Below are 19605 nucleotides of genomic sequence, written 5' to 3'. Positions count from 1 at the left end.
CGCACCTCCTTCACGGGTTGACCGTCAAGGAGGCGTGAGCGGTCAGTGCGTCACTTCCAAGGCGCCGGCTCACCGACCAGTTGGCCTTGCACGCCTTCAATACCCATCTCGCGGATCACCCGCAATTCACCCTCGGTTTCCACCCGCTCGGCAATCAACGGCAGATCAATGCTGTGGGCGGCGCGCTGGATCGCCTCGATAAAAAAGCGTTTGTGGCTTTCCTGATCAATGGCACGGATGTAGCTGCCGTCGACCTTCAGGTACGCCAGGCCCAGGTTCGCCAGGTTGCCGATCATGCTGAAACGCCCGCCGAAACGTTGCAGGCCCAGGCTGTAGCCCAGGCTGCGCATGCGTCGGGTGAGGCGCTCCAATTGGGTTTGTTCGGGCACTTGCTCTTCGCCGATTTCCAGCGTCAGGCGCGGCCCCAGTGCGGGGTGTTGGGCCAGGCGTTCGAACACCCGCTCCAACGCTTGCGGGTCGTTCAAGGTGGCGGCCGAGAGGTTCAACGCCACCGATTGGTTGTGTTGCGTGAGGTGTTTGATCACCAGGTCGAGCATCAGTTGATCGAGCCGCGCCGTCCAGCCGAAGCGCTCCAGCCAGGGCAGAAAATGGCCTGCCGCAATGGTCTGGTCCTGACTGTCGAGCAGGCGTGAAAGTACCTTGTAGTGCAGCACTTGCTGGGTGTCACGGCTGCTGACCACCGGTTGGAAAAACAAGCGGAAGCGACCCTGGTTCAGGGCGTTGTCGAGCAAGGTGTGCCAGTTGTGCGGGTCATCGCTGACGGTGCCGGGCGCCTGGCGTTCCAGGCAGACCCAGGTGGGGCCGCTGCCGGCTTCAGCCTGGGCCAGCGCTTGGTCGGCCAGCATCAACAGGTCGGCTGAGGCATCGCCAGGGTTGTACGGCGCCAGCCCGATATAAGCCACGGCCGACATGTCGGTGGCTCCCGTTTCGTGCAGGCTTTGCAGGGTGCTTTCCAGATCCTGGGCCAGTTGCAGCGCTTCATCACGTACCAGGCCCGGGGCAAGGACCGCGAACTCGCCGCCACGGCTGCGGGTAATCAGGTTTTGAGTTTCCGGGTATTTGGCGCAGGTGCGCACCAGTTGCTGGCTGACGGCTTGCAGCAGTTGGTCGGTGCGTTGCCCGCCAAGACGTTGGTTGAGGCCGCTCAAGTCATTGACCCGCAATATCAGCAGGTAACCTGAACTGGGCTCCTCCAGGTTGCTGACGCGAGACTGCAGTTGCATCTCGAAATAGCGACGGTTCGCCAGGCCCGTCAGGCTGTCTTGGTAAGACTCCACACGCAGTTTCTCGCTACGCTCGGTCTGCTCATGGAACAGCGCCTTGAGCTTCTCCACCATCTGGTTCATGGCCTGCACCACCCGCCGCAGCTCCGGGGTGCGAGGCAGGTCGGGCAAGCTCAGGAACTCGCGACGGGCGATGGCGTGCGACTGCTCGACCATATAGTCCAGCGGCTTCAGTTGACGGCGCAGCAACAGCGCGCCCAATACCGCGCTCACGGCGCCGCACACCAACAACCAGCCCAGGCTGCCCAGCGCGCTCTGCCACAGCTTGGCCAGTGCAAACATCGGGTGGCTGACCACTTCAACCCGTGCCGCCTGCTGCCAGCCACGACTGACGATGGCATCGCCACCGGCCGGCGCCAGGCCGATCATCTTCACGAACCAGGCGGGCACGCCGCTGGCATCCGGTTCGGCGGCCCGCTCCACCAGCACCTGGTTATTGCTCAGGTCTATCACACGGATGCTCGCGTAGTAGCCACTGTCAAAGATCGAACTGACCATCAGCTCGGTCATCGCCGGGTCATCAATGTTCGGGGTCAGCGACAGCGCCAGTGCGGTGGCCGCGTCCTGGGCATGGGAGCGCAGTTGGTTGACGTACTGTGTACGCGAGCTTTCCAGGCTGACCATGAAGCTACCGCTGAACGCGACCACCAGGAACACGCAGATAGCGATCAGCAATTGTTTGAACAGTGACATCGTAGCTCCTGTTAATTATCCGAACTGGCCGGAAACCCTTCAGCGGTCATTTTTTTCAAGACTTCCTGCCAGCGTGACAGGCGCTTGGTGTCACCGACTTTTTTGTTGCCCGCCGCGCCGGTCAGCCACAACCCTTCGCCGTTGAACGCATAAACGGGCAGCAGGTCGGTGCGTTGGCTGGCCGGCAGGATGGGGTCCATCAGGCTGTCCAGCACCAAGGGCATGGCTTCGGGGCTTGCATAATACGTCAGCACCATATGCGCACGGTTCTGGCGCAAGGCCTTGACGTAGGTGATGCGCAGCTTTTCGGCCGGCACACCCAAGTGCCGCAGGCTGAAGTATTTGGCGATGGCATAGTCTTCACAATCGCCAGCGCCTTTCCAGAGGGATTGAATGGGGGTGGCCCAATAATCCACTTCGTGCCACAGGTCGATGTCTTCCTCGTAGCGCAACTGGCGGTTGAAGAACAGGTTGACCACTTTGAGCTGCTCGCTCTCGCTGACCTGCTTTTGTGTCGACAGCAATTGTTGCCAGGCATCGATACGCTGGCGGCCGGGGCCGAGTGCCCCATACAGTGTTTCGGCGCGACGGCTGATCTGGCTGAAATCCCAGTCCGCGAGCAAGTCGCCGAGCAGGCCGCCACCCAGCAATACAGTGATGGCGAAACCGTACAGAATTCGCGGAAGTTTAAAGCGTATCGCCACTGCGATTACCAGAGCTTGCAGCATTGAAGATGGGGCAATGGTGCGGTGATAGCGGCTAAAAAACAATGGCACGATGAAATCATCGGTGCTTGAAGGCATCAAGGGTGCGTCAGTAAATTGGCCAATTTCCGCTCGTCTGAAAGGGTTGTGGCTATTTCATCAAAATAATGACACTCGTCCCCCGCTGTCACAGAATGTATCCCATCGGCGCTTACAAAAAGACTTGCGGTAAAGCCTTGTTTTACCGACTTCTCAGGTCTTTATCGGGCGCCGTGAAGGAGGCCCGGCCATGAGTCGCACCGATGACCTGTTTGCCTTGCCCGGTAAGCGCGTCGCCCGTGATCCCAGGGGCAAAAAACCGCGCGTGCATTTTTTTGGCACTCTGCCATTCGATGATGGCACCCGTGTAAACCAAAAAGAGGGCCAGCGCTTTGGCGCGCAGCCGTCCTACGTCAATGACACACCCCACAACCCTCAACCCATTGCGCTGCGCCCGACCGTGGTGGCGTTGATATCCGTCAATGGTGGCGTTGGCCGCAGTACCCTCGCCACGGCGTTGAGCAGCGGCTTGCGGCGCATGGGTAAGTCGGTAGTGGCATTGGACCTGGACCCCCAGAACGCCTTGCGCCAACACTTTGGAGTCGACCATGAGCGCGCCGGCGTGGGCGGCGGCAGCCTGCTCAAGACACCCTGGGCGACCCTCCTGCAGGCGGGGTTCTCCGGTTGCCAAGTGCTGCCTTTTGGCGATACCGATACCCCGCAGAAAGAAAACCTGCAGCGCTGGCTCGCGCGTGAGCCGCAATGGCTGGTGCGGCACCTGTCGGCATTGGCGTTGAGCGAAGCGCATACGGTGATCATCGATACACCCGCTGGCAACAACGTTTACCTTCATCAAGCACTGAGCGTGGCCGACATCGTGCTGGTCGTCGCCCAGCCCAATGCGGCGTGCCTCGGCACGTTGGATCAACTGGACGCGCTGTTGGCCCCCCATCTTGAGCGAGAGCCCGCACCTCGATGTCACTTTGTGATCAATCAGCTGGATGAGCACTCGACGTTCAACCTGGGAATGCTCGATGCCTTCAAGTTGCGCCGCAGTGAATACCCCTTGGCGGTCGTGCATCGCGACCCGGTGTTCAGCGAAGCCCTGGCCTTTGCGACGGACCCGCTCGATAGCAAGGCGCCAAGCCCTGCGCGTGACGATATCGGCGACCTTTGCCGGTTATTGGTCACCCGCAAAAGCACCGCGTAAGCGCGGTTTATAAGCGTAACGCCGGATGCTTATACACAATTGGTTGGTGAGGGGCTCATGGCTCAGCCGTTTTGTGGAGCCGTTCTCATCCCGCTGCAACTGCCTGTTTTACGTGCGTTTTATGAGATGAACAAAAAATGAACAAAGTGGGTTTTGGCCGTTAGCGCAGGTGGCTACAGGCTCCGTAAAGAATTCATCAACAGAGTTATCCACAGGTTGGCATGCGACAATTTTGCCCTTTAATCGCGCTCGGCAAGCACCATCAAGTTGCGCGGCGTCAATGCCGGATCGCAGAAGCTGCCTACCTCAACCCTGTAGCCGCGTTCGCGCAGAAACAGTGCCCGATCCAGTACCAGCCACAGCTCCAGCGGGCGCCGAAACAGCCCACGCAGCAATTCCAGGTTTCTGACTTCGGCGAGGCGCCGCCAGCCATCGGCCTCCACCGCGGCCCACTGCTGTTTCCCTGTGGATAACCCTTTGAGGTCGGCCAATGCCTGGCAGTAATCGGCAAAGGGCTTGGCCAGCCAACTGGCGGGCAGCGAAGGGGTGGGCAGGTACTCATCGCAGCCGCGTATCTGGCGTTGCAACTGATCGAACGCGAGGCGGCGGGCCATCGACGTGTCGCGTTGCTGGCGCACGCGTTTGCCTGCGGTGACGGTTTCGCTGAGGGGCAGCCCGAGGTCGTCGATCGACAGTCGCAGGGTTGAGGCACGGCCTGCTGCGCAAAGTGGCTGGTAGGTGGGTGTATTGATGCGGTTATAGCAGCAGGGTGCCACTGCCAGTTGCTTGCAGCCGGCGGCGCTGGCCAGTTGTAACAGGCGCACGTGCAGGTCGCCGCAGGCGTGCAGGGCAACTGGCGTGTGCTCCGCGTTGAGCACCACGTGCGCCATCACATCTTGCAGGCGATGGGTAACGGTCAGTCGATGGTGGTCGCTCAAGGCTTGGCCGGCCGCGATCAAGGCCGGGTCATGTTCCAGGCAGGTCAGTTGCTGGCCGGTGCACAGCAGTCGCCGGCCAAGGTGGCCTTTGCCGGCGCACCAGTCCAGCCAGTGGGTCGGCGTTTGCGCAAAATGCAGGGCCGCGCCGAAGGCTTCGATCTGTTGCCATTTGCGGCCCGGTACGTCGACGCTCAGGCGATGCGCGGCGGGTGGCAGGGGCTGCGCCGGTAACTTATCCACAGCGCTGAGGCGCACGGCCTCGGCGGCCAATGCAGCGAAAGGCGCGGGCGCGGGCACTTCATGAGGGTGGTTGTGGCTGGTTTCGGCATCGGCCAAGGTGCGTTGGCGCAACCATTGGGCGAGTTCGGGCAGTTCGCTTTCCCAAGGCAACCGTTGATGCGTAAAGGGCCGTGGTCGCCACAGCTCTTGATGCTCGGTCAGGAACGCATCCAGCGCTCTGAAGTGTGTTTCAACGTCCCTGGCAGGCATCGACGCGCAGCCAGCGTTCCAGCAGTTTGAAGCCTTGTACCAACAGGTAGGAGATCAAGAGATAGAACACGCCGGCAGTGAAGAACATTTCCACGGTCAGGTAATTGCGCGCAATGATCGTGCGGGCCATGCCGGTCAGTTCCAGCAAGGTCACGGTGCTCGCCAGCGAGCTGGCCTTGAGCATCAGGATCACTTCGTTGCTGTAGGCCGGCAACCCGATGCGGGCGGCGCGGGGCAGGATGATATAGAACAGCGTCTTGGGCCGGGACATGCCCAGGGCGCGAGCCGCTTCGATTTCTCCAGGCGGGATGGCCTGGATGGCGCCGCGCAGGATCTCGGCGATATAAGCGGCCGTGTGCAGGGTCATGGTGGCGGTGGCACACCAGAACGGGTCGCGCAGGTACTTCCACATGAAGCTGGAGCGGATGCTGTCGAATTGGGCCAGGCCGTAGTAGACCAGGAACAACTGCACCAGCAGCGGCGTACCGCGGAAGAAAAAGATGTAGGCATAAGGCAGCGAGCGCACGTACCAGCGCTTGGAAGAGCGCGCGATACCCAGCGGGATGGCCAGGATAAGGCCGAGAACCACGGCGATGCCGACCAGCTCAAGGGTCAGCACGGCGCCCTGGATAAACTTCGGCAGCCACTTAAGGATGACTTCCCATTCCATTACGTCGTCCTCACGAAGCCGCGTGCGGCGCGGTTTTCCAGCAAGTGCATCGCCACCATCGACAAGGATGTGAGGCCCAGGTAGATGAGCGCGGCGACCATGTAGAAGGTGAACGGCTGTTTGGTGACGGTGACGGCGATTTGCGCATGGCGCATGATTTCTTCCAGGCCGATGACCGTGACCAGCGCGGTGTCCTTCATCAGGATCAGGAACAGGTTGCCCAGCCCCGGCAGGGCGATACGCCACATCTGCGGCATGATCAGCCGGGTGAAAATGCGCGACTTCGACAGGCCCAACGCCACGCCGGCTTCTCGGTGGCCTTTGGGGATCGAGATGATCGCACCGCGTAGCACTTCTGTGGCGTAGGCGCCGAAACACAGGCCCAGCGCGATCACGCCAGCGGCGAAGGCGCTGAGCGACAAGTCGGGAATGCCGAGCCATTCACCCAGCCCGCGCATGGCGTTGATGGTGCCGAAGTAAATCAGCAACACCCACAACAGCTCCGGCACGCCGCGAACGATGGTCGAATAAGTACCGCCCAGCCATTGCAGCGGCTTGTACGGCGAAGTCTTGGCCAAGGCACCGGCAAGGCCCAGTAGCAACCCCAGGCACAGGGCCGTGAGCGCCAGTTTGACGGTCATCAGCGCGCCGGCGGCAAGCGCGGGGCCGAATCCGTAAAGATCGAGATTCATGGTGTTTTCATATCGCGGCAGGCATTGCATAAAGCCGGCGCGCTCAAGGGAGCGCGCCGGTCAGGTCGCTCAGATCATTCGATGCTGAACGGGAAGTACTTGTCGTTGATCTTCTTATAGGTGCCGTCTGCCTTGATCTCTGCCAGGGCTTTGTTCAGGCGCTCGCGCAGCGGGTCGCCCTTGCGTACGGCGATACCGATCTTGTCGCTCTCTACAACCGGGTCGCCCTTGAACTCGTAGGCGGAACCGTCTTTGCTCTTGAGCCATTCGTATTGCACGTACTTGTCGGCGAGGATGCCGTCGAGGCGGCCAGAAGTCAGGTCCAGGTAGGCGTTTTCCTGGGTGTCGTACAGTTTGGCTTCGGTGTCCGGCAGCTTGTCTTCCAGGTAGCTACCGGCCAGGGTCGCGCGCTGTGCACCGATGACTTTGCCCTTGAGGTAGCCGGCGTCGGTCTTGAAGTCGGCAGTGGCTTTAGGCGCGATGAACTGCAGCTTGTTGGAGTAGTACGGGTCGGTAAAGTCAACGGCCTGCTTGCGTTCATCGGTGATCGACAGCGAAGACACCAGAAAGTCGAACTTCTTGGCATTCAGGGCCGGGATGATGCCGTCCCAGTCGGAGACATACACTTCGCACTTCTCGACTTTCATTTTGGCGCACAGGGCGTCGCCGATGTCTTTGTCGAAGCCCACGACGTTGCCGCTGGCGTCTTTATTGTTGAAGGGCGGGTAGGCCGCTTCGATCCCCATTTTCAAGGTTTCTGCCATGGCCGTGGCGCTGAACGCCATCGAGACGGCCGCAGCCAGAAGGAATTTTTTATAGTTCTGCATGCATGTTGCTCCGTTAGCGGTTGCTGGACATGAATTGTTTGCAGCGCGCCGAAAGCGGGTTTTCAAACACCTGCTGTGGCGATCCTTGCTCTTCGATCAGGCCCTGGTGCAGAAACACCACTTCACTGGAGACCTGACGGGCGAAGCCCATTTCGTGGGTGACCAGCAGCATGGTGCGGCCTTCCTCGGCCAGCGCGCGGATCACATTAAGTACTTCCTGAACCATTTCCGGGTCAAGGGCGGAAGTGGGCTCGTCGAACAGGATGACCTTGGGTTGCATGGCCAGGGTGCGCGCGATGGCTGCCCGTTGCTGCTGGCCACCGGACAATTGCGCCGGGTAGGCGTGGCGCTTGTCGGCGATACCGACCTTGTCCAGCAAGGCTTCGGCCACTTCTATTGCCTCGGCCTTACTCTGGCCGAGCACACGGCGGGGCGCCTCGATGATGTTGTCGAGGATGCTCATGTGCGGCCACAGGTTAAAATTCTGAAACACAAAACCGATTTCGCTGCGCAGGCGATTGATCTGCCTGCCATCGGCGGCCATCAGCTCGCCGTTCTTCGCGGCCTTGAGCTTGAGTGCCTCGCCGGCCACCAGGATTTCGCCCTGGTGCGGGTTTTCCAGCAGATTGATGCAGCGCAGGAATGTGGACTTGCCGGAACCGGAGGAACCCAGGATCGAGATCACATCGCCGTCGCGAGCGGTGAGCGAGATACCTTTGAGTACCTCCAGCTCACCATAGCGTTTATGCAAGTTGCGGATTTCAAGCGCGGGCGTGGCCTCGGCCATGTGCGTACCTCTTGTGTTCATTGCGATCTGCGCTGTTGGGGGCCTTCCTGGCGAGGCGCCAAGCTAGCATAGCGTTTGGATGACACCAACAGCGGCGCGGACGGTAAACAGACGGTGTGCGGCAGGTTGTCGCATCGGCACAGCAGGGTGTCGCGCCATCAACAACCGAACAACCGTTTGAACCTGAAAAGCCGCAGGCTTCGCGTAAAAAAGGGCGCGATGGTGCCAGCTTTGGCCGGGTGTTGGAAGGGTTAAACGGGCAAACGGTCGCCCTGGGCTCTTTTATGGGGCGTCACGCGCTTGCTGTGTGTGGTTTTGGTGCGCGTGTGCACGTTGAATGTGGGTCGCACGGTAACGCTATAGCGAAATGCCATTGTTCTCAATGACTTGCGATGACTGTTGAAATCTCTTGCAGCCCGCGCCAATGGGGGCTTTGTAACATTTTGGCGCAAATCTTGCGTAAAAAATAAAGAACGCCCTGTTGGTTTCTTTTCACGAGGAGGAGTCCAGGCCGGGCGGACCGTTTTCGCAATTCCTCGCAAAGGTGTGTCAATGAGTAGTACGCAAAGCTCCAATGACCTCGAACAGGGGCTCAAACCGCGTCACGTCACCATGCTGTCGATTGCCGGCGTTATTGGCGCCGGCCTGTTTGTCGGCTCCGGCCACGCGATTGCCGCCGCCGGCCCCGCCGTACTGCTGGCCTATGCCGCTGCGGGTACGCTGGTGGTCTTGGTCATGCGCATGCTGGCCGAAATGGCCGTGGCGTCACCGGATACCGGTTCGTTCTCCACCTATGCCGACCGTGCGATCGGTCATTGGGCCGGGTTCACCATTGGTTGGCTGTACTGGTGGTTCTGGGTGCTGGTGATTCCGTTGGAAGCCAACGCCGCCGCCACCATCCTGCATGCCTGGTTCCCCGATGTGGCCATCTGGGCCTTTACCTTGGTCATCACGTTGTTGCTGACGGTGACCAATTTGTTCAGCGTGAAGAACTATGGCGAGTTCGAGTTCTGGTTTGCGTTGATCAAGGTCGTAGCGATCGTGGGTTTTGTGATCCTCGGCCTGGCGGCGATTTTCGGCTTCCTGCCTACCAGCCAGGTCAGCGGCGTGTCGCACTTGTTCGATACGCAAGGCTTTATGCCTAACGGCATGGGCGCGGTATTGGCGGCCATCCTCACCACTATGTTCTCGTTCATGGGCACCGAGATCGTCACCATTGCAGCGGCTGAGTCGAAAAACCCAGGCCAGCAAATTACCAAGGCCACCAACTCGGTGATCTGGCGGATTGGCTTGTTCTATCTGCTGTCGATCTTCATCGTCGTATCCCTAGTGCCGTGGAACGATCCGACCCTGGCGGCGGTGGGTTCGTACCAGACCGTGCTGGAGCGCATGGGTATCCCGAATGCCAAGCTGATCGTCGACCTGGTGGTGTTGGTTGCCGTGACCAGTTGCCTGAACTCGGCGCTGTACACCGCTTCGCGCATGCTGTTTTCCCTGGGGCGACGCGGTGATGCACCGGCGGTGTCCAAGCGCACCAATAAAAGCGGCACGCCTTACTGGGCGGTGATGTTGTCCACCGGCGCGGCATTCCTGGCGGTGTTCGCCAACTACGTGGCACCGGCGGCGGTGTTCGAGTTCCTGCTGGCCAGCTCCGGTGCCATCGCGTTGCTGGTGTACCTGGTGATCGCGGTGTCGCAACTGCGCATGCGCCAGAAACGCATGGCGGCGGGCGAGAAGATCGTCTTCAAGATGTGGCTGTTCCCTGGCCTGACCTACGCGGTGATGGTGTTTATCGTGGGGACGCTGACCATCATGCTGTTCCAGGAGGCGCACCGGGTCGAGATCATCGCGACCGGGATTTTGAGCGTGCTGGTGGTGATGGCGGGGCTGTTCGTATCGAGCCGTCGCAAGGCACAGCGAGCGGGTGCCGCGGTACTTAGCTGAATGCATGCGGTCACGTGTGGGAGGGGGCAAGCCTCTTCCCACATTTTGTTTGGTGTCAGTCTTGGGAAGTCACCAGCGCCTGGGACGCCGCCACGTAGTCCGCCTGGAACGCTGGCGATTCAATCCACGCCAGGGCGGCCGCTTCATCATCGCTGTCTGTGGCCCACTGCCGATACTCGATCAGCGCCGCCAGAATAAAGTCGGTGGCTTCTTCTTCGCCTTCCTGCTCCAGCACCAGCGCCAACAGCGGGTGGCTCAGGAACGCGGCGCACAGCGCCTGCTGGCTGTTCTGGCCGGCGTCGCGCATCTGCACGAACAACTCGGTCAAATCCACCGACTCAAGGTCGATGCGGCTGTCGTCGCCCTCGAATGCATCCGGCTTGGCCGCGACGGCGCGTTGGGTGCGGTTTTGCTTGGCCTTGGTCTTTGCCCGCTGGGCACGTTTTTGCTGCTTGTTCGGCGAGGCCATGGGCTTACGTCCTGTGTTTAAGGATCTGGGTGGCGTATTGAAGCGCAGGTCGGAGCAAATCCCAAGGGCTTGCGGGTGTGTTTCGTCTCGTGGCCTCTGCGGGTTATTGCTCGACCACCGCTCGGTAGGCACATAAGCTCACGCTTTTGCGACACGCCAGAGCCTCACTCATGACCCGCGACGCCCTCGAACACCACCAGATCCCCCTCTATTTCGTCACCGTCCTCCTGGCTGCCGTCTTTGGCCTGCTCGCGCCTTCATGGGCTCACAGTCTCAACGAATGGATCACGCCCGCCATCGCGATACTGATGTACGCGATGTTCCTGCAAATTCCCTTTCTGGACCTGCGTGCAGGCTTGAGCAACAAGCGCTTCCTGTCGGCGTTGTTGCTGGCCAATTTCATTTTGGTGCCGCTGCTGGTGTGGGCATTGACCCGTGGCCTGGTAGAGCGTCCGGCGCTGTTGGTGGGGGCGTTGCTGGTGTTGCTGACGCCGTGCATCGACTACGTGGTGGTGTTCACCCACATCGGCAAGGGCGATTCGCGGTTGATGTTGGCGGCCACGCCGGTGCTGTTGTTGCTGCAGTTGGCGTTGTTGCCGGTGTACCTGGGGGTGATGCTGGGGGCGCAGTCCGAAGGGGTGGTGGTGGCAGGGCCGTTTGTGCAGGCGTTTGTGGGGTTGATCGTGCTGCCTATGATTCTGGCGGTGTTGACGGCGTCCGTGGCGCGGCGCTCTTCGGTCGTCAGCGCTTGGAGCGGTGCATGGGCCTGGCTGCCGGTGCCGGCCATGGCGTTGGTGCTGTTCGTGGTGATCGGTTCGCAGATCACCTCGGTGGTGCGGGATATCGAGCTGTTGGTGCCGGTGATTCCGGTCTACCTGGGCTTTGCGCTGCTGGCGCCGTGGATGGGAGTTCTGGCTTCGCGGCTGTGTGCATTGCCTGCGATCACGGCGCGTGCGGTGACGTTCAGCGCGTCGACGCGTAATTCCCTGGTGGTATTACCCCTGGCGCTGGCCCTGCCCGAAGACGTACGCGGGCTGGCGGCCACGGCGGTAATCCTGCAGACCTTGATCGAATTGGTTGCCGAGTTGATCTACGTTCGCCTCGTTCCTGCCGTGGTGTGGCCTGCAAATCGATAATCGCGTGAATGTTGGGGTTTGTTCAGGCGCTATTCAGGGGTGCCCTCGGCACCATGAGTCGGCGCTTCCCACCTGACAGGTCTACCGATGGATCACCGCAACCGTTTTCGCCTGGAGTCCCTGGGCATCTTTATGTTTGCCTTGCTGCTGTTCACCTGGGGCATCTGGGACCAACAGCCCCAGGGGTTCGATGGGCGTTGGGCGCTGTTCCTGCAAGAAATGTTTCGCCATGGCGCAAGTTTTTTCCCCTCGACCTACGGCCAGCCCTACGCGGATTACCCTGGCACCGCGACCTTCTTCAGCTTTGTATTTGCCCGCTGGTTCGGCGCGCCCAATCATCTGGCGAACGTATTGCCCACCGCCCTGGCGTCCGCCGGCGTCATTGCCCTGATCTATCGCTTGTTGGCCCCGTCGAATCGGCAGTGGGCGCTGCTCAGCGTGCTGCTGACCTTGCTGACGACGCAACTGCTGGAGAAGTCGCGCTCGGTGTGCCTGGACCAGATGGTGGCTTTGCTCTGTGTCGGCAGCTTTTACCTGCTGCACAGTGGCGAACGCTTGGGCTCGCGGCTAAGGCAGTTGATGGTGTTCCCGCTGTTCATCCTTGGGTTTGCCGTGCGCGGGCCATTGGGGTTGATCGAGGTCTGTGGCGTGGTGTGTGTGTATTGGGCGCTGGGCAAGCCGGGGGAGCGCGTCAGGCAGGTGCTGGCCCACGGCATCGTCGGCCTGGTATTGCTGGCGCTCTGTTGGTGGCTGCTGGTGAAGCTGGCGCGTATCAGCGGTGGCGACGCCTTTGCCGACGAAGTGTTCAGGATGCAAGTGGCTGGGCGGCTGGATGAAAGCGGCGAGCCGTTCTACTTCTACTTTCAGTTGAGTCTGTATCGCTATTTCCCCGTGGTGCCGCTGGCGTTGGCCACGTTGGTTGCGTTGCGTCATCGCTGGTCTGTGCGACACGTCGATGCCGAGGTGCAGTTGGTGGCAAGGCTTGGCGCCTGTGGCTTGATGATCTTGCTCGGTTTGTCGGTGCCGCACTTCAAACGTGCTTATTACATCCTGCCCATGGTTCCAATGTTTGCCGCTGTCGCCGCCTATGGGCTGCTTCGGGCGCAAGGCGCGTTCGTGGGTGTGCGCCGCTGCTATGAAGGCCTTGTCGTGGCGCTACCGGCGTTATGCGTGATCGTGGTTTTTGTGTGCCGGCATGGGTGGCAGAAGCACGGTTACTGGCCTGATGTTTCGTTGCTGATGTTGGTGGGAGCGCTGGTGGTACTGCAAGGGGCGGTGCTGATCGCCTGGCGCCGGGCCGGGCGATTGGTGTGGCTCAGCTTGATCGCATTAACGGCGCAATGGCTGCTGCTGGTGAGTGTGGTGGAGCCGGCCAAGGATCTGCAGTTCGACACCCGCGTGTTTGTTGGCCAGGTGGAGGCGTTGCGTAAGGCACAACCGGGCCCCTTGGTGTTTATCAACCTCGGTCGCGATACCTGGGCGGTGCGCTACATGATGAACCTGGACCACGACGAGCAGCCGGTGTTTATCGGCGGCAATCAGTTGGACCGATTGGAAGCCGTGCCCCGACCGGCGTGGGTGCTTGTGGCGCGCAAGGAGACTGCGCTGTTGAAGGGCACACCGTTGGAGTATCTGACGCCGGCGTTCAATGGGCGATTGAATGACAACCCATTGCTGGTGTTTCGGCTGGAGTAAGTAAGAGGGTGCGTTAACCGCGCGGCAAGCGAATTCACTGCCGCGCAGCCGCCGTGCGCGGATAAGTTAAATCCCAGGCAACAAAAAACCCGCACTAGGCGGGTTTCTTGTGTGTTTCAGATGACGTTTGCACCACCTGAAACTAATGAGTGGTGCCCAGAGACGGAATCGAACCGCCGACACGGGGATTTTCAATCCCCTGCTCTACCGACTGAGCTATCTGGGCAACGGGGCGCATTAAACGGGTTTTTCAGGGGGTCGTCAAGCAAGTTTTCAAAAAATATTTAATTATTACCGTCGCTTACGTGCCGACCCCGGTTTTTGCTCAATTATTGAGCAGGTGGCACGTAACCTTCGGCCTGGGCGTATTCCTCGCCGGAAAAGAACTTATCCATTTCGCCCGCCAGGTATTTACGGTCTTCGGCGTTCATCATGTTCAGGCGTTTTTCGTTGATCAGCAGGGTCTGGTGTTTCAACCAGTCACCCCAGGCTTTGGCCGAGACGTGGTCGTAAATGTCCTGGCCCTTGGCGCCTGGGTACGGCGGGCGTTCCAGGGCTGGCAGTTTTTCTTTGTACTTGCGGCACATTACGGTGCGGGTCATGACGAAACTCCTGCGTTCAATACGTCGGCCGCGCGCTTCAGCAGTTTTTTCACCGGGGCGGCAAGGCCCAGGCGCGGCGGGGTGGCGAGGTTATACCAGAGCCAGTCGGCCTCGGCCACGTGGTGGGCGGTTTCCTCGACCCGCACCAGCCAGGGTTCGATGGCCAGTTGGAAATGGCTGAAGGTGTGAACCAGCCCCGGCAGTTCCAGATGCTTGCCCAGTTCGAGCGCATGCTGGTTGGCCAGGTGTTCGAGATCGTGCAGGTCGTCCAGCTCCGGCAAACTCCACAAACCGCCCCACAGGCCTGTGGACGGGCGACGATAAAGCAGGATCTCGCCCTCGGCATTGGCCAGCATCGGCATCAATGTGCGCTTCTGCGGGACGGTCTTGCGCGGCTTGGGGATCGGGTAGCGCGTCTCCAGGCCGAGCATATGCGCTTCGCAGCCTTTTTCCAGCGGGCACAGCAGGCAACTGGGTTTGCTGCGGGTGCAGAGCGTGGCGCCCATGTCCATCATCGCCTGGGTGTAGGCGTTGACGCGATCATGGGGCGTGAAGCGTTCTGCGGTGGCCCACAGCTGTTTGGCCACCTTGGGCTCGCCCGGGTAACCCTCTTGAGCGGTAAAGCGTGCCAGCACGCGCTTGACGTTGCCGTCGAGGATCGGTGCGCGCAGGCCCATGCTCAGGCTGGCGATCGCGCCGGCGGTGGACAAGCCGATGCCGGGTAATTCGGTGAGCTTTTCTACATCGCGGGGAAACTCGCCGCCGTACTCGGCCACGATTATTTTTGCGGTCTTGTGCAGGTTGCGCGCCCGGGTGTAGTAACCCAGGCCGGTCCACAGGTGCAGCACTTCGTCTTCCGGCGCGGCGGCCAGGGCTTGGACCGTTGGCAGCGAGGCCATGAAACGGTCGAAGTAATTGAGTACGGTGCTGACCTGGGTCTGTTGCAGCATGATCTCCGACACCCACACCCGGTACGGTGTGATGCCCTGTTGCCAGGGCAAGTCGTGGCGACCGTGGCGGTCGTACCAGTCCAGCACCGCCGTTGAAAACTGCTCGTTTCTCATCGTTTGAACAGGCCTTTCAAAGCATCTTTGAGCTGTGGGTTGACCTTGTCGAGCTTCTCTTCCAGCTTGTCGCTGAGCTTGTTGCCGGCCGCCTTGATCGCGACCTGGCTCAAGCCGTCCTTATCCAGGCGGCAGGCCTTGGCGCCCAGTTCCAGCGGGCCACGGCAGCGCAGCGGCACTTCGATGTCGCGGAAGTTGGCGCCCACCTCGCAGGCCGGGTCGGGCACTTCGCGCTGATCGCCTTCGACGATGATGCCGACGCGGTAGTCCATGCCCAGCACGCGCAGGTCGACGTCGCCGTTGCCGTTGACCGCCAGGCCAGGGATGCGCACTTTCAAGTCGGGGTTGTTGGCCACGCCGTTACGGAAAGTCAGGTTGCCCTTCAGCTCCTGGAACGGCGTGTCTTTGCCGCGCTGTTCGCCGCTCAGGGTCTTGCGGTTGAGCATGGCGATGCCGGTGCACAGTTGCTGTTCAAGGTTGGCGTTGAGCAGCACGCCGTTGTTGATCACAACACTGGCGCTGCCGTTGAGGCTGTCGATCAGGGCCTTCTGGCTATTGCCACGGCCAGTGAGGCTGCTGTCGAGCGTGACCTGGCCTTTCACCGGCGGCGTTTGCCCCTGGGCTTGCAGGATGCGTTCGACCGGTACTTGCTTGATCCGGCTTTGCAGCGCCAACACCGGCACGTCCTGGCGCACATCGAGGGTGCCGTTGGCCTGGAAGGTGCCGTTGTAGAGGCCTCCGCTGAGGGTGTCGAGCTTGAGCTGGCCATCGATGCCGGAGGCTTTGAGCACGGCGTCCTGGATCGGCAGTTTGCTCAGGGTCAGTTGGCCGAAGGCCAGGTCGGCGTCTACGTCCAGCTTGCGCAGGTGCGCCAGAGGCAGCAGTTTGTCGGTGCTCCAGGCGCCTTTGGTCGGTGCCTCCGGCAGCGGTGTAGTGCCGCCGGCTGCCATGGCGCCGGCTTCGCTGTTCTGCACTTCGGCCTGGCGCGCGGCAGTTGCGCCCTTGGCGGATTCGGACTTGGCCGGCAGGTAGTTGTCGGCGTTGAACGTATCGCCCTTGAGCTGCACGCGCAGCGCCTGCTTGGCGAAATCGTCCACGGCGATGCGGCCGGTGAAGGTGCTGCCGTCGAGTTTCAGGTTCAGGTCTTCCAGGGCCAGGCTGGTGGGCGTGCCCTTGAGGCGGCTGACCAGTTCTACCTTGCTCAGGCTGCCCTCGGCCATCGCCGGCAACGGGCTGCCGACGCTGTCGAGGAACTTGGCCAGGTCGAACTGGGCAATGGACAGGGCGCCGCTGAGCTGCGGGGTTTTGTCCAGGTCGTTGACCTTCAGTTCGCCCAGCGCGCGCAGCTGGTTGGCCGAGAATTTCATGTTGGTCCATTCGGCGATATTGGCCGCCTGGTCCACCAGCAATTGACCCTGGGTGGAGAAGGTCACGGTCTTGCCTTGCAACGGTTCGCCGGTGGCTTCGCCGCTGATGCGCATGTCTTCGAACTGGTAGCGCTTGAGCGCACGCTCGATGCGCAGGTTGCCGTTAAGCTCGGTCTTGACGCGCATCACCGGCTGGTTGCTGCCGAAGAACGCGGTGAGTTTCACCGGAATGCTCGCGCCTTCATGCACGGCGCCGGCGCTCAGTTGGATGCTTTCGGCGCTGAACTGCTTGCCGGTCTGCTCGTCGTTGTATTCGATGCGAGCGTTGTTGACGGTCAGGCTGTCGATGTCCAGGCGGATAGGCTGTGCGGGTTTTTCGGGTTTGGTTTCAGCCGCCGGTTCCGCCGGGGCGGGGGCGGGCGCGCCGGCCGTTGCGGCGGGCACGTTCTTGCCGATGTCTTCCCAGTTGCCATGGCCTTGCTTGTCGCGGTTCAGGCGCAGGTTCAGGCCTTCGACACGCACGTCGCTCATCTGCACTTCGCGGCGCAGCAGTGGCAGCACACGCACCGAAAGGCCAAGCATTTGCAGGTCTGCAAAAGGTTGGGTCGGGGCGGTCAGGGTGGCCACGCTGGCTTCGTGCAGTTCAAGGCCGAGCCAGGGGAACAGGCTCCAACCGATATCGCCATTGAGCGTCAGCTCGATGTGGGCCTTGTCGCGGGCAATCTGGCGAATCTCTTCTTTGTAGTCGTTGGGATCGAAAAGGTGGGTCAGGGCAAAGCCAAGAGCCACAATGATCAGCAACAGCCCGAGAAGTACCAGACCCAGGATTTTGCCGAACGCTTTCATGGGCGAGTCCTTGTATGTCGATTTCAAAATTTAGCCGCAGAGTATAACGCCCGACGGCCTGCATCAGTTCACCGATCGTTACATTGTATCCACGGCGGCCAGAACGGGAATTTGACGTCAATAAAAGCGAAATTTCCGATAAAAGTGATATCACTTTGGTTTTTCTGACGCTAATCTTTGCGCGTTCGTCCGCCTTCTGCGACCTATCGTCGCGCCAAAATGGAGCTTCACTCAACAAAAACGGCCACGCTTTGCGTGCAAGGCCGAGGGAGAGAGCGCCTGACGGACAACGACTAATAACTGGGGGAAACACCAATGAGCACTAGCACCGCGGCGGGTCACACCGCCGAGCAGCCTGCGTTCCTGTCCAAGGAGCGCATTATCGCCAAGCCCGGGTTCAACCGCTGGCTGGTTCCACCGGCCGCCCTGGCCATCCACCTCTGCATCGGCATGGCCTACGGTTTCTCGGTGTTCTGGCTGCCGCTGTCCAAGGCGCTGGGCATCACCAAGCCGTTGGCCTGCGCGCCGGACATGAGCTTTATCGCCCAAGTCTTCTCGTCCCAATGCGACTGGCCCATCTCCATGCTGGGCTGGATCTACACCCTGTTCTTCATCTTCCTGGGCTGCTCGGCGGCGATCTGGGGCGGCTGGCTGGAACATGCCGGGCCGCGTAAGGCCGGTGTGGTATCGGCCCTGTGCTGGTGCGGTGGCCTGCTGATCTCGGCGCTGGGTATCTATACCCACCAGATCTGGCTGATGTGGATCGGTTCCGGCGTGATCGGCGGTATCGGCCTGGGCCTGGGTTATATCTCGCCCGTATCGACTTTGATCAAGTGGTTCCCGGACAAGCGCGGCATGGCCACCGGCATGGCGATCATGGGCTTTGGCGGCGGCGCTATGGTGGGCGCGCCCCTGGCGGCTGCGCTGATGGGCCACTTCGCATCGCCGAGCGGCGTGGGCGTGTGGCAGAGCTTCCTGGTGATGGCCGCGATTTACTTCGTGTTCATGATCGGCGGCGCACTGTCCTACCGCGTGCCGCCGACCGGCTGGAAGCCTGAGGGCTGGACCGCGCCGGCGAAAAAAGCCAGCAACGCGATGATCACTCACCGTCACGTGCATGTGAACGTGGCATGGAAAACCCCGCAATTCCGCTTGGTATGGCTGGTGTTGTGCCTGAACGTATCGGCCGGTATCGGCATCCTCGGCATGGCTTCGCCGCTGTTGCAGGAAGTGTTCGGCGGCAAGTTGCTGGGTGTGGATGTGCCGTTCGGCCAACTGGACGCCGGGCAACTTGCGTCCATTGCCGCCATCGCGGCGGGTTTCACCGGCCTGCTGAGCCTGTTCAACATCGGTGGCCGGTTCTTCTGGGCGTCGTTCTCCGACTACCTGGGGCGCAAAAACACCTACTTCGTGTTCTTCGCTCTGGGCTTTGCCCTGTACGCGCTGATCCCGAACCTGGGGCACCTGGGCAACGTGGCGCTGTTCGTGGCGGCGTTCTGCATCATCCTGTCGATGTACGGCGGTGGTTTTGCGACCGTTCCGGCCTACCTGGCGGACCTGTTCGGTACGCAGATGGTGGGTGCGATCCACGGCCGCCTGCTGACCGCATGGGCAGCGGCGGGCGTACTGGGCCCGGTATTGGTGAACTACCTGCGTGAATATCAATTGAGCATTGGCGTTGAACGCGCCGCGGCCTATGACATCACTTTGTACATCCTCGCCGGCTTGCTGGTGCTGGGCTTTATCTGCAACCTGCTGGTGCGCCCGGTGGCCGACAAGTACTTCATGACCGATGCCGAGTTGGCCGCCGAACAGGCGCTGGGCCATGACAAAGGCGCTGACGCCACCACCGTGCTGGAGTGGAAAGCCTCTGCCGGCAGCAAGCCGGTGGCGATTGCCGCCTGGCTGGTAGTGGGTATTCCGTTGGCGTGGGGTGTGTGGGTGACCCTGCAGAAGACGGCGGTACTGTTCCACTAACACTGCAAAACCCTTGTGGGAGGGGGCTTGCTCCCGATGACGGTGGCTCAGCCGCATAGTTGCTGGCTGATCTACCGCTATCGGGAGCAAGCCCCCTTTCACATTGAAGGTGCGAAGTTTTCATAAGTCGGTCCCACATGTACACACATGTC

At 61.0% G+C, this 19605-nt stretch carries 16 protein-coding genes and 1 tRNA gene; 5 read left to right on the top strand and 12 right to left on the bottom strand.

The annotated features are described in order from the left end of the window. Window positions 1-50: 50 nt before the first annotated feature. Window positions 51-1997: a cyclic di-GMP receptor LapD gene (gene lapD, locus AB4N98_RS10895; protein WP_017529574.1), complete on the bottom strand. Its 1947-nt coding sequence runs from the start codon at window positions 1995-1997 to the stop codon at window positions 51-53. An 11-nt stretch (window positions 1998-2008) separates the two neighbouring features. Continuing rightward, entirely contained in the window at window positions 2009-2725 is a 717-nt protein-coding gene (gene lapG, locus AB4N98_RS10890; RefSeq protein WP_460149540.1) for a cysteine protease LapG, read from the bottom strand. A 265-nt stretch (window positions 2726-2990) separates the two neighbouring features. On the opposite strand from lapG, the gene bcsQ reads away from it, so the two are divergent. Further along, the gene (gene bcsQ / locus AB4N98_RS10885) at window positions 2991-3950 is read left to right on the top strand and encodes a cellulose biosynthesis protein BcsQ (protein ID WP_017529572.1); all 960 of its coding nucleotides are present in this window, start codon (window positions 2991-2993) and stop codon (window positions 3948-3950) included. A gap of 239 nt (window positions 3951-4189) precedes the next feature. Here bcsQ and AB4N98_RS10880 read toward each other — a convergent pair whose 3' ends face one another. The 5 genes from AB4N98_RS10880 to AB4N98_RS10860 all read right to left on the bottom strand — a co-directional run bounded on the left by AB4N98_RS10880 (window position 4190) and on the right by AB4N98_RS10860 (window position 8353). Next, a complete protein-coding gene (locus AB4N98_RS10880; protein ID WP_368949812.1) occupies window positions 4190-5377 on the bottom strand; it encodes a methyltransferase in 1188 nt (395 codons plus the stop codon). Next, window positions 5358-6047, bottom strand: a complete 690-nt coding sequence (locus AB4N98_RS10875) for an ABC transporter permease (RefSeq protein WP_017529570.1) — start codon at window positions 6045-6047, stop codon at window positions 5358-5360. Before AB4N98_RS10875 ends, AB4N98_RS10880 begins: the two co-directional genes overlap by 20 nt. Next, a complete protein-coding gene (locus AB4N98_RS10870) occupies window positions 6047-6739 on the bottom strand; it encodes an ABC transporter permease (RefSeq protein WP_026067402.1) in 693 nt (230 codons plus the stop codon). The genes AB4N98_RS10875 and AB4N98_RS10870 overlap by 1 nt, the downstream gene beginning before the upstream one ends. A gap of 74 nt (window positions 6740-6813) precedes the next feature. Next, on the bottom strand, window positions 6814-7566 hold the full coding sequence (locus tag AB4N98_RS10865) for an ABC transporter substrate-binding protein (RefSeq protein WP_017529568.1): 753 nt from the start codon (window positions 7564-7566) through the stop codon (window positions 6814-6816). A 13-nt stretch (window positions 7567-7579) separates the two neighbouring features. After that, window positions 7580-8353, bottom strand: a complete 774-nt coding sequence (locus AB4N98_RS10860) for an ABC transporter ATP-binding protein (protein WP_017529567.1) — start codon at window positions 8351-8353, stop codon at window positions 7580-7582. 552 nt (window positions 8354-8905) lie between these two features. Between AB4N98_RS10860 and gabP the strand changes: the two genes are divergently transcribed. Further along, complete coding sequence (gabP, locus tag AB4N98_RS10855) at window positions 8906-10297, top strand: GABA permease (RefSeq protein ID WP_068936934.1); 1392 nt, start codon at window positions 8906-8908, stop codon at window positions 10295-10297. 55 nt (window positions 10298-10352) lie between these two features. Here gabP and AB4N98_RS10850 read toward each other — a convergent pair whose 3' ends face one another. Beyond that, window positions 10353-10766 (bottom strand): hypothetical protein, encoded by a 414-nt coding sequence (locus AB4N98_RS10850; RefSeq protein ID WP_065879521.1) that lies wholly within the window; start codon window positions 10764-10766, stop codon window positions 10353-10355. A 170-nt stretch (window positions 10767-10936) separates the two neighbouring features. Between AB4N98_RS10850 and AB4N98_RS10845 the strand changes: the two genes are divergently transcribed. After that, the gene (locus tag AB4N98_RS10845; protein WP_068936936.1) at window positions 10937-11902 is read left to right on the top strand and encodes an arsenic resistance protein; all 966 of its coding nucleotides are present in this window, start codon (window positions 10937-10939) and stop codon (window positions 11900-11902) included. 87 nt (window positions 11903-11989) lie between these two features. Beyond that, window positions 11990-13597 (top strand): ArnT family glycosyltransferase, encoded by a 1608-nt coding sequence (locus AB4N98_RS10840; protein ID WP_460149418.1) that lies wholly within the window; start codon window positions 11990-11992, stop codon window positions 13595-13597. Between the two features lie 150 nt (window positions 13598-13747). Here the strand turns inward: AB4N98_RS10840 and AB4N98_RS10835 are convergent. The 4 genes from AB4N98_RS10835 to AB4N98_RS10820 all read right to left on the bottom strand — a co-directional run bounded on the left by AB4N98_RS10835 (window position 13748) and on the right by AB4N98_RS10820 (window position 17476). After that, a tRNA-Phe gene (locus AB4N98_RS10835) sits at window positions 13748-13823 on the bottom strand. 103 nt (window positions 13824-13926) lie between these two features. Beyond that, entirely contained in the window at window positions 13927-14199 is a 273-nt protein-coding gene (locus AB4N98_RS10830; protein ID WP_065879518.1) for an oxidative damage protection protein, read from the bottom strand. Further along, entirely contained in the window at window positions 14196-15263 is a 1068-nt protein-coding gene (mutY, locus tag AB4N98_RS10825; protein ID WP_017529561.1) for an A/G-specific adenine glycosylase, read from the bottom strand. The genes AB4N98_RS10830 and mutY overlap by 4 nt, the downstream gene beginning before the upstream one ends. Continuing rightward, window positions 15260-17476: an AsmA family protein gene (locus tag AB4N98_RS10820; RefSeq protein ID WP_068936940.1), complete on the bottom strand. Its 2217-nt coding sequence runs from the start codon at window positions 17474-17476 to the stop codon at window positions 15260-15262. The genes mutY and AB4N98_RS10820 overlap by 4 nt, the downstream gene beginning before the upstream one ends. Before the next feature lie 315 nt (window positions 17477-17791). Between AB4N98_RS10820 and AB4N98_RS10815 the strand changes: the two genes are divergently transcribed. Continuing rightward, a complete protein-coding gene (locus tag AB4N98_RS10815; protein ID WP_065879516.1) occupies window positions 17792-19453 on the top strand; it encodes an OFA family MFS transporter in 1662 nt (553 codons plus the stop codon). The last annotated feature ends 152 nt before the right edge of the window (window positions 19454-19605 follow it).

The organism is Pseudomonas sp. S3_E10 (assembly GCF_054667615.1).
This window is presented reverse-complemented; position numbering and strand designations above follow the sequence as displayed.

Bases quoted from the DNA above. Each gene is read 5' to 3' on its own strand.
- lapD (WP_017529574.1), bottom strand. From the start codon at position 1,997: ATGTCACTGTTCAAACAATTGCTGATCGCTATCTGCGTGTTCCTGGTG.
- mutY (WP_017529561.1), bottom strand. From the start codon at position 15,263: ATGAGAAACGAGCAGTTTTCAACGGCGGTGCTGGACTGGTACGACCGC.
- AB4N98_RS10865 (WP_017529568.1), bottom strand. From the start codon at position 7,566: ATGCAGAACTATAAAAAATTCCTTCTGGCTGCGGCCGTCTCGATGGCG.
- AB4N98_RS10820 (WP_068936940.1), bottom strand. From the start codon at position 17,476: ATGAAAGCGTTCGGCAAAATCCTGGGTCTGGTACTTCTCGGGCTGTTG.
- AB4N98_RS10870 (WP_026067402.1), bottom strand. From the start codon at position 6,739: ATGAATCTCGATCTTTACGGATTCGGCCCCGCGCTTGCCGCCGGCGCG.
- AB4N98_RS10830 (WP_065879518.1), bottom strand. From the start codon at position 14,199: ATGACCCGCACCGTAATGTGCCGCAAGTACAAAGAAAAACTGCCAGCC.
- lapG (WP_460149540.1), bottom strand. From the start codon at position 2,725: ATGCTGCAAGCTCTGGTAATCGCAGTGGCGATACGCTTTAAACTTCCG.
- AB4N98_RS10840 (WP_460149418.1), top strand. From the start codon at position 11,990: ATGGATCACCGCAACCGTTTTCGCCTGGAGTCCCTGGGCATCTTTATG.
- gabP (WP_068936934.1), top strand. From the start codon at position 8,906: ATGAGTAGTACGCAAAGCTCCAATGACCTCGAACAGGGGCTCAAACCG.
- AB4N98_RS10880 (WP_368949812.1), bottom strand. From the start codon at position 5,377: ATGCCTGCCAGGGACGTTGAAACACACTTCAGAGCGCTGGATGCGTTC.
- AB4N98_RS10815 (WP_065879516.1), top strand. From the start codon at position 17,792: ATGAGCACTAGCACCGCGGCGGGTCACACCGCCGAGCAGCCTGCGTTC.
- AB4N98_RS10860 (WP_017529567.1), bottom strand. From the start codon at position 8,353: ATGGCCGAGGCCACGCCCGCGCTTGAAATCCGCAACTTGCATAAACGC.
- bcsQ (WP_017529572.1), top strand. From the start codon at position 2,991: ATGAGTCGCACCGATGACCTGTTTGCCTTGCCCGGTAAGCGCGTCGCC.
- AB4N98_RS10875 (WP_017529570.1), bottom strand. From the start codon at position 6,047: ATGGAATGGGAAGTCATCCTTAAGTGGCTGCCGAAGTTTATCCAGGGC.
- AB4N98_RS10845 (WP_068936936.1), top strand. From the start codon at position 10,937: ATGACCCGCGACGCCCTCGAACACCACCAGATCCCCCTCTATTTCGTC.
- AB4N98_RS10850 (WP_065879521.1), bottom strand. From the start codon at position 10,766: ATGGCCTCGCCGAACAAGCAGCAAAAACGTGCCCAGCGGGCAAAGACC.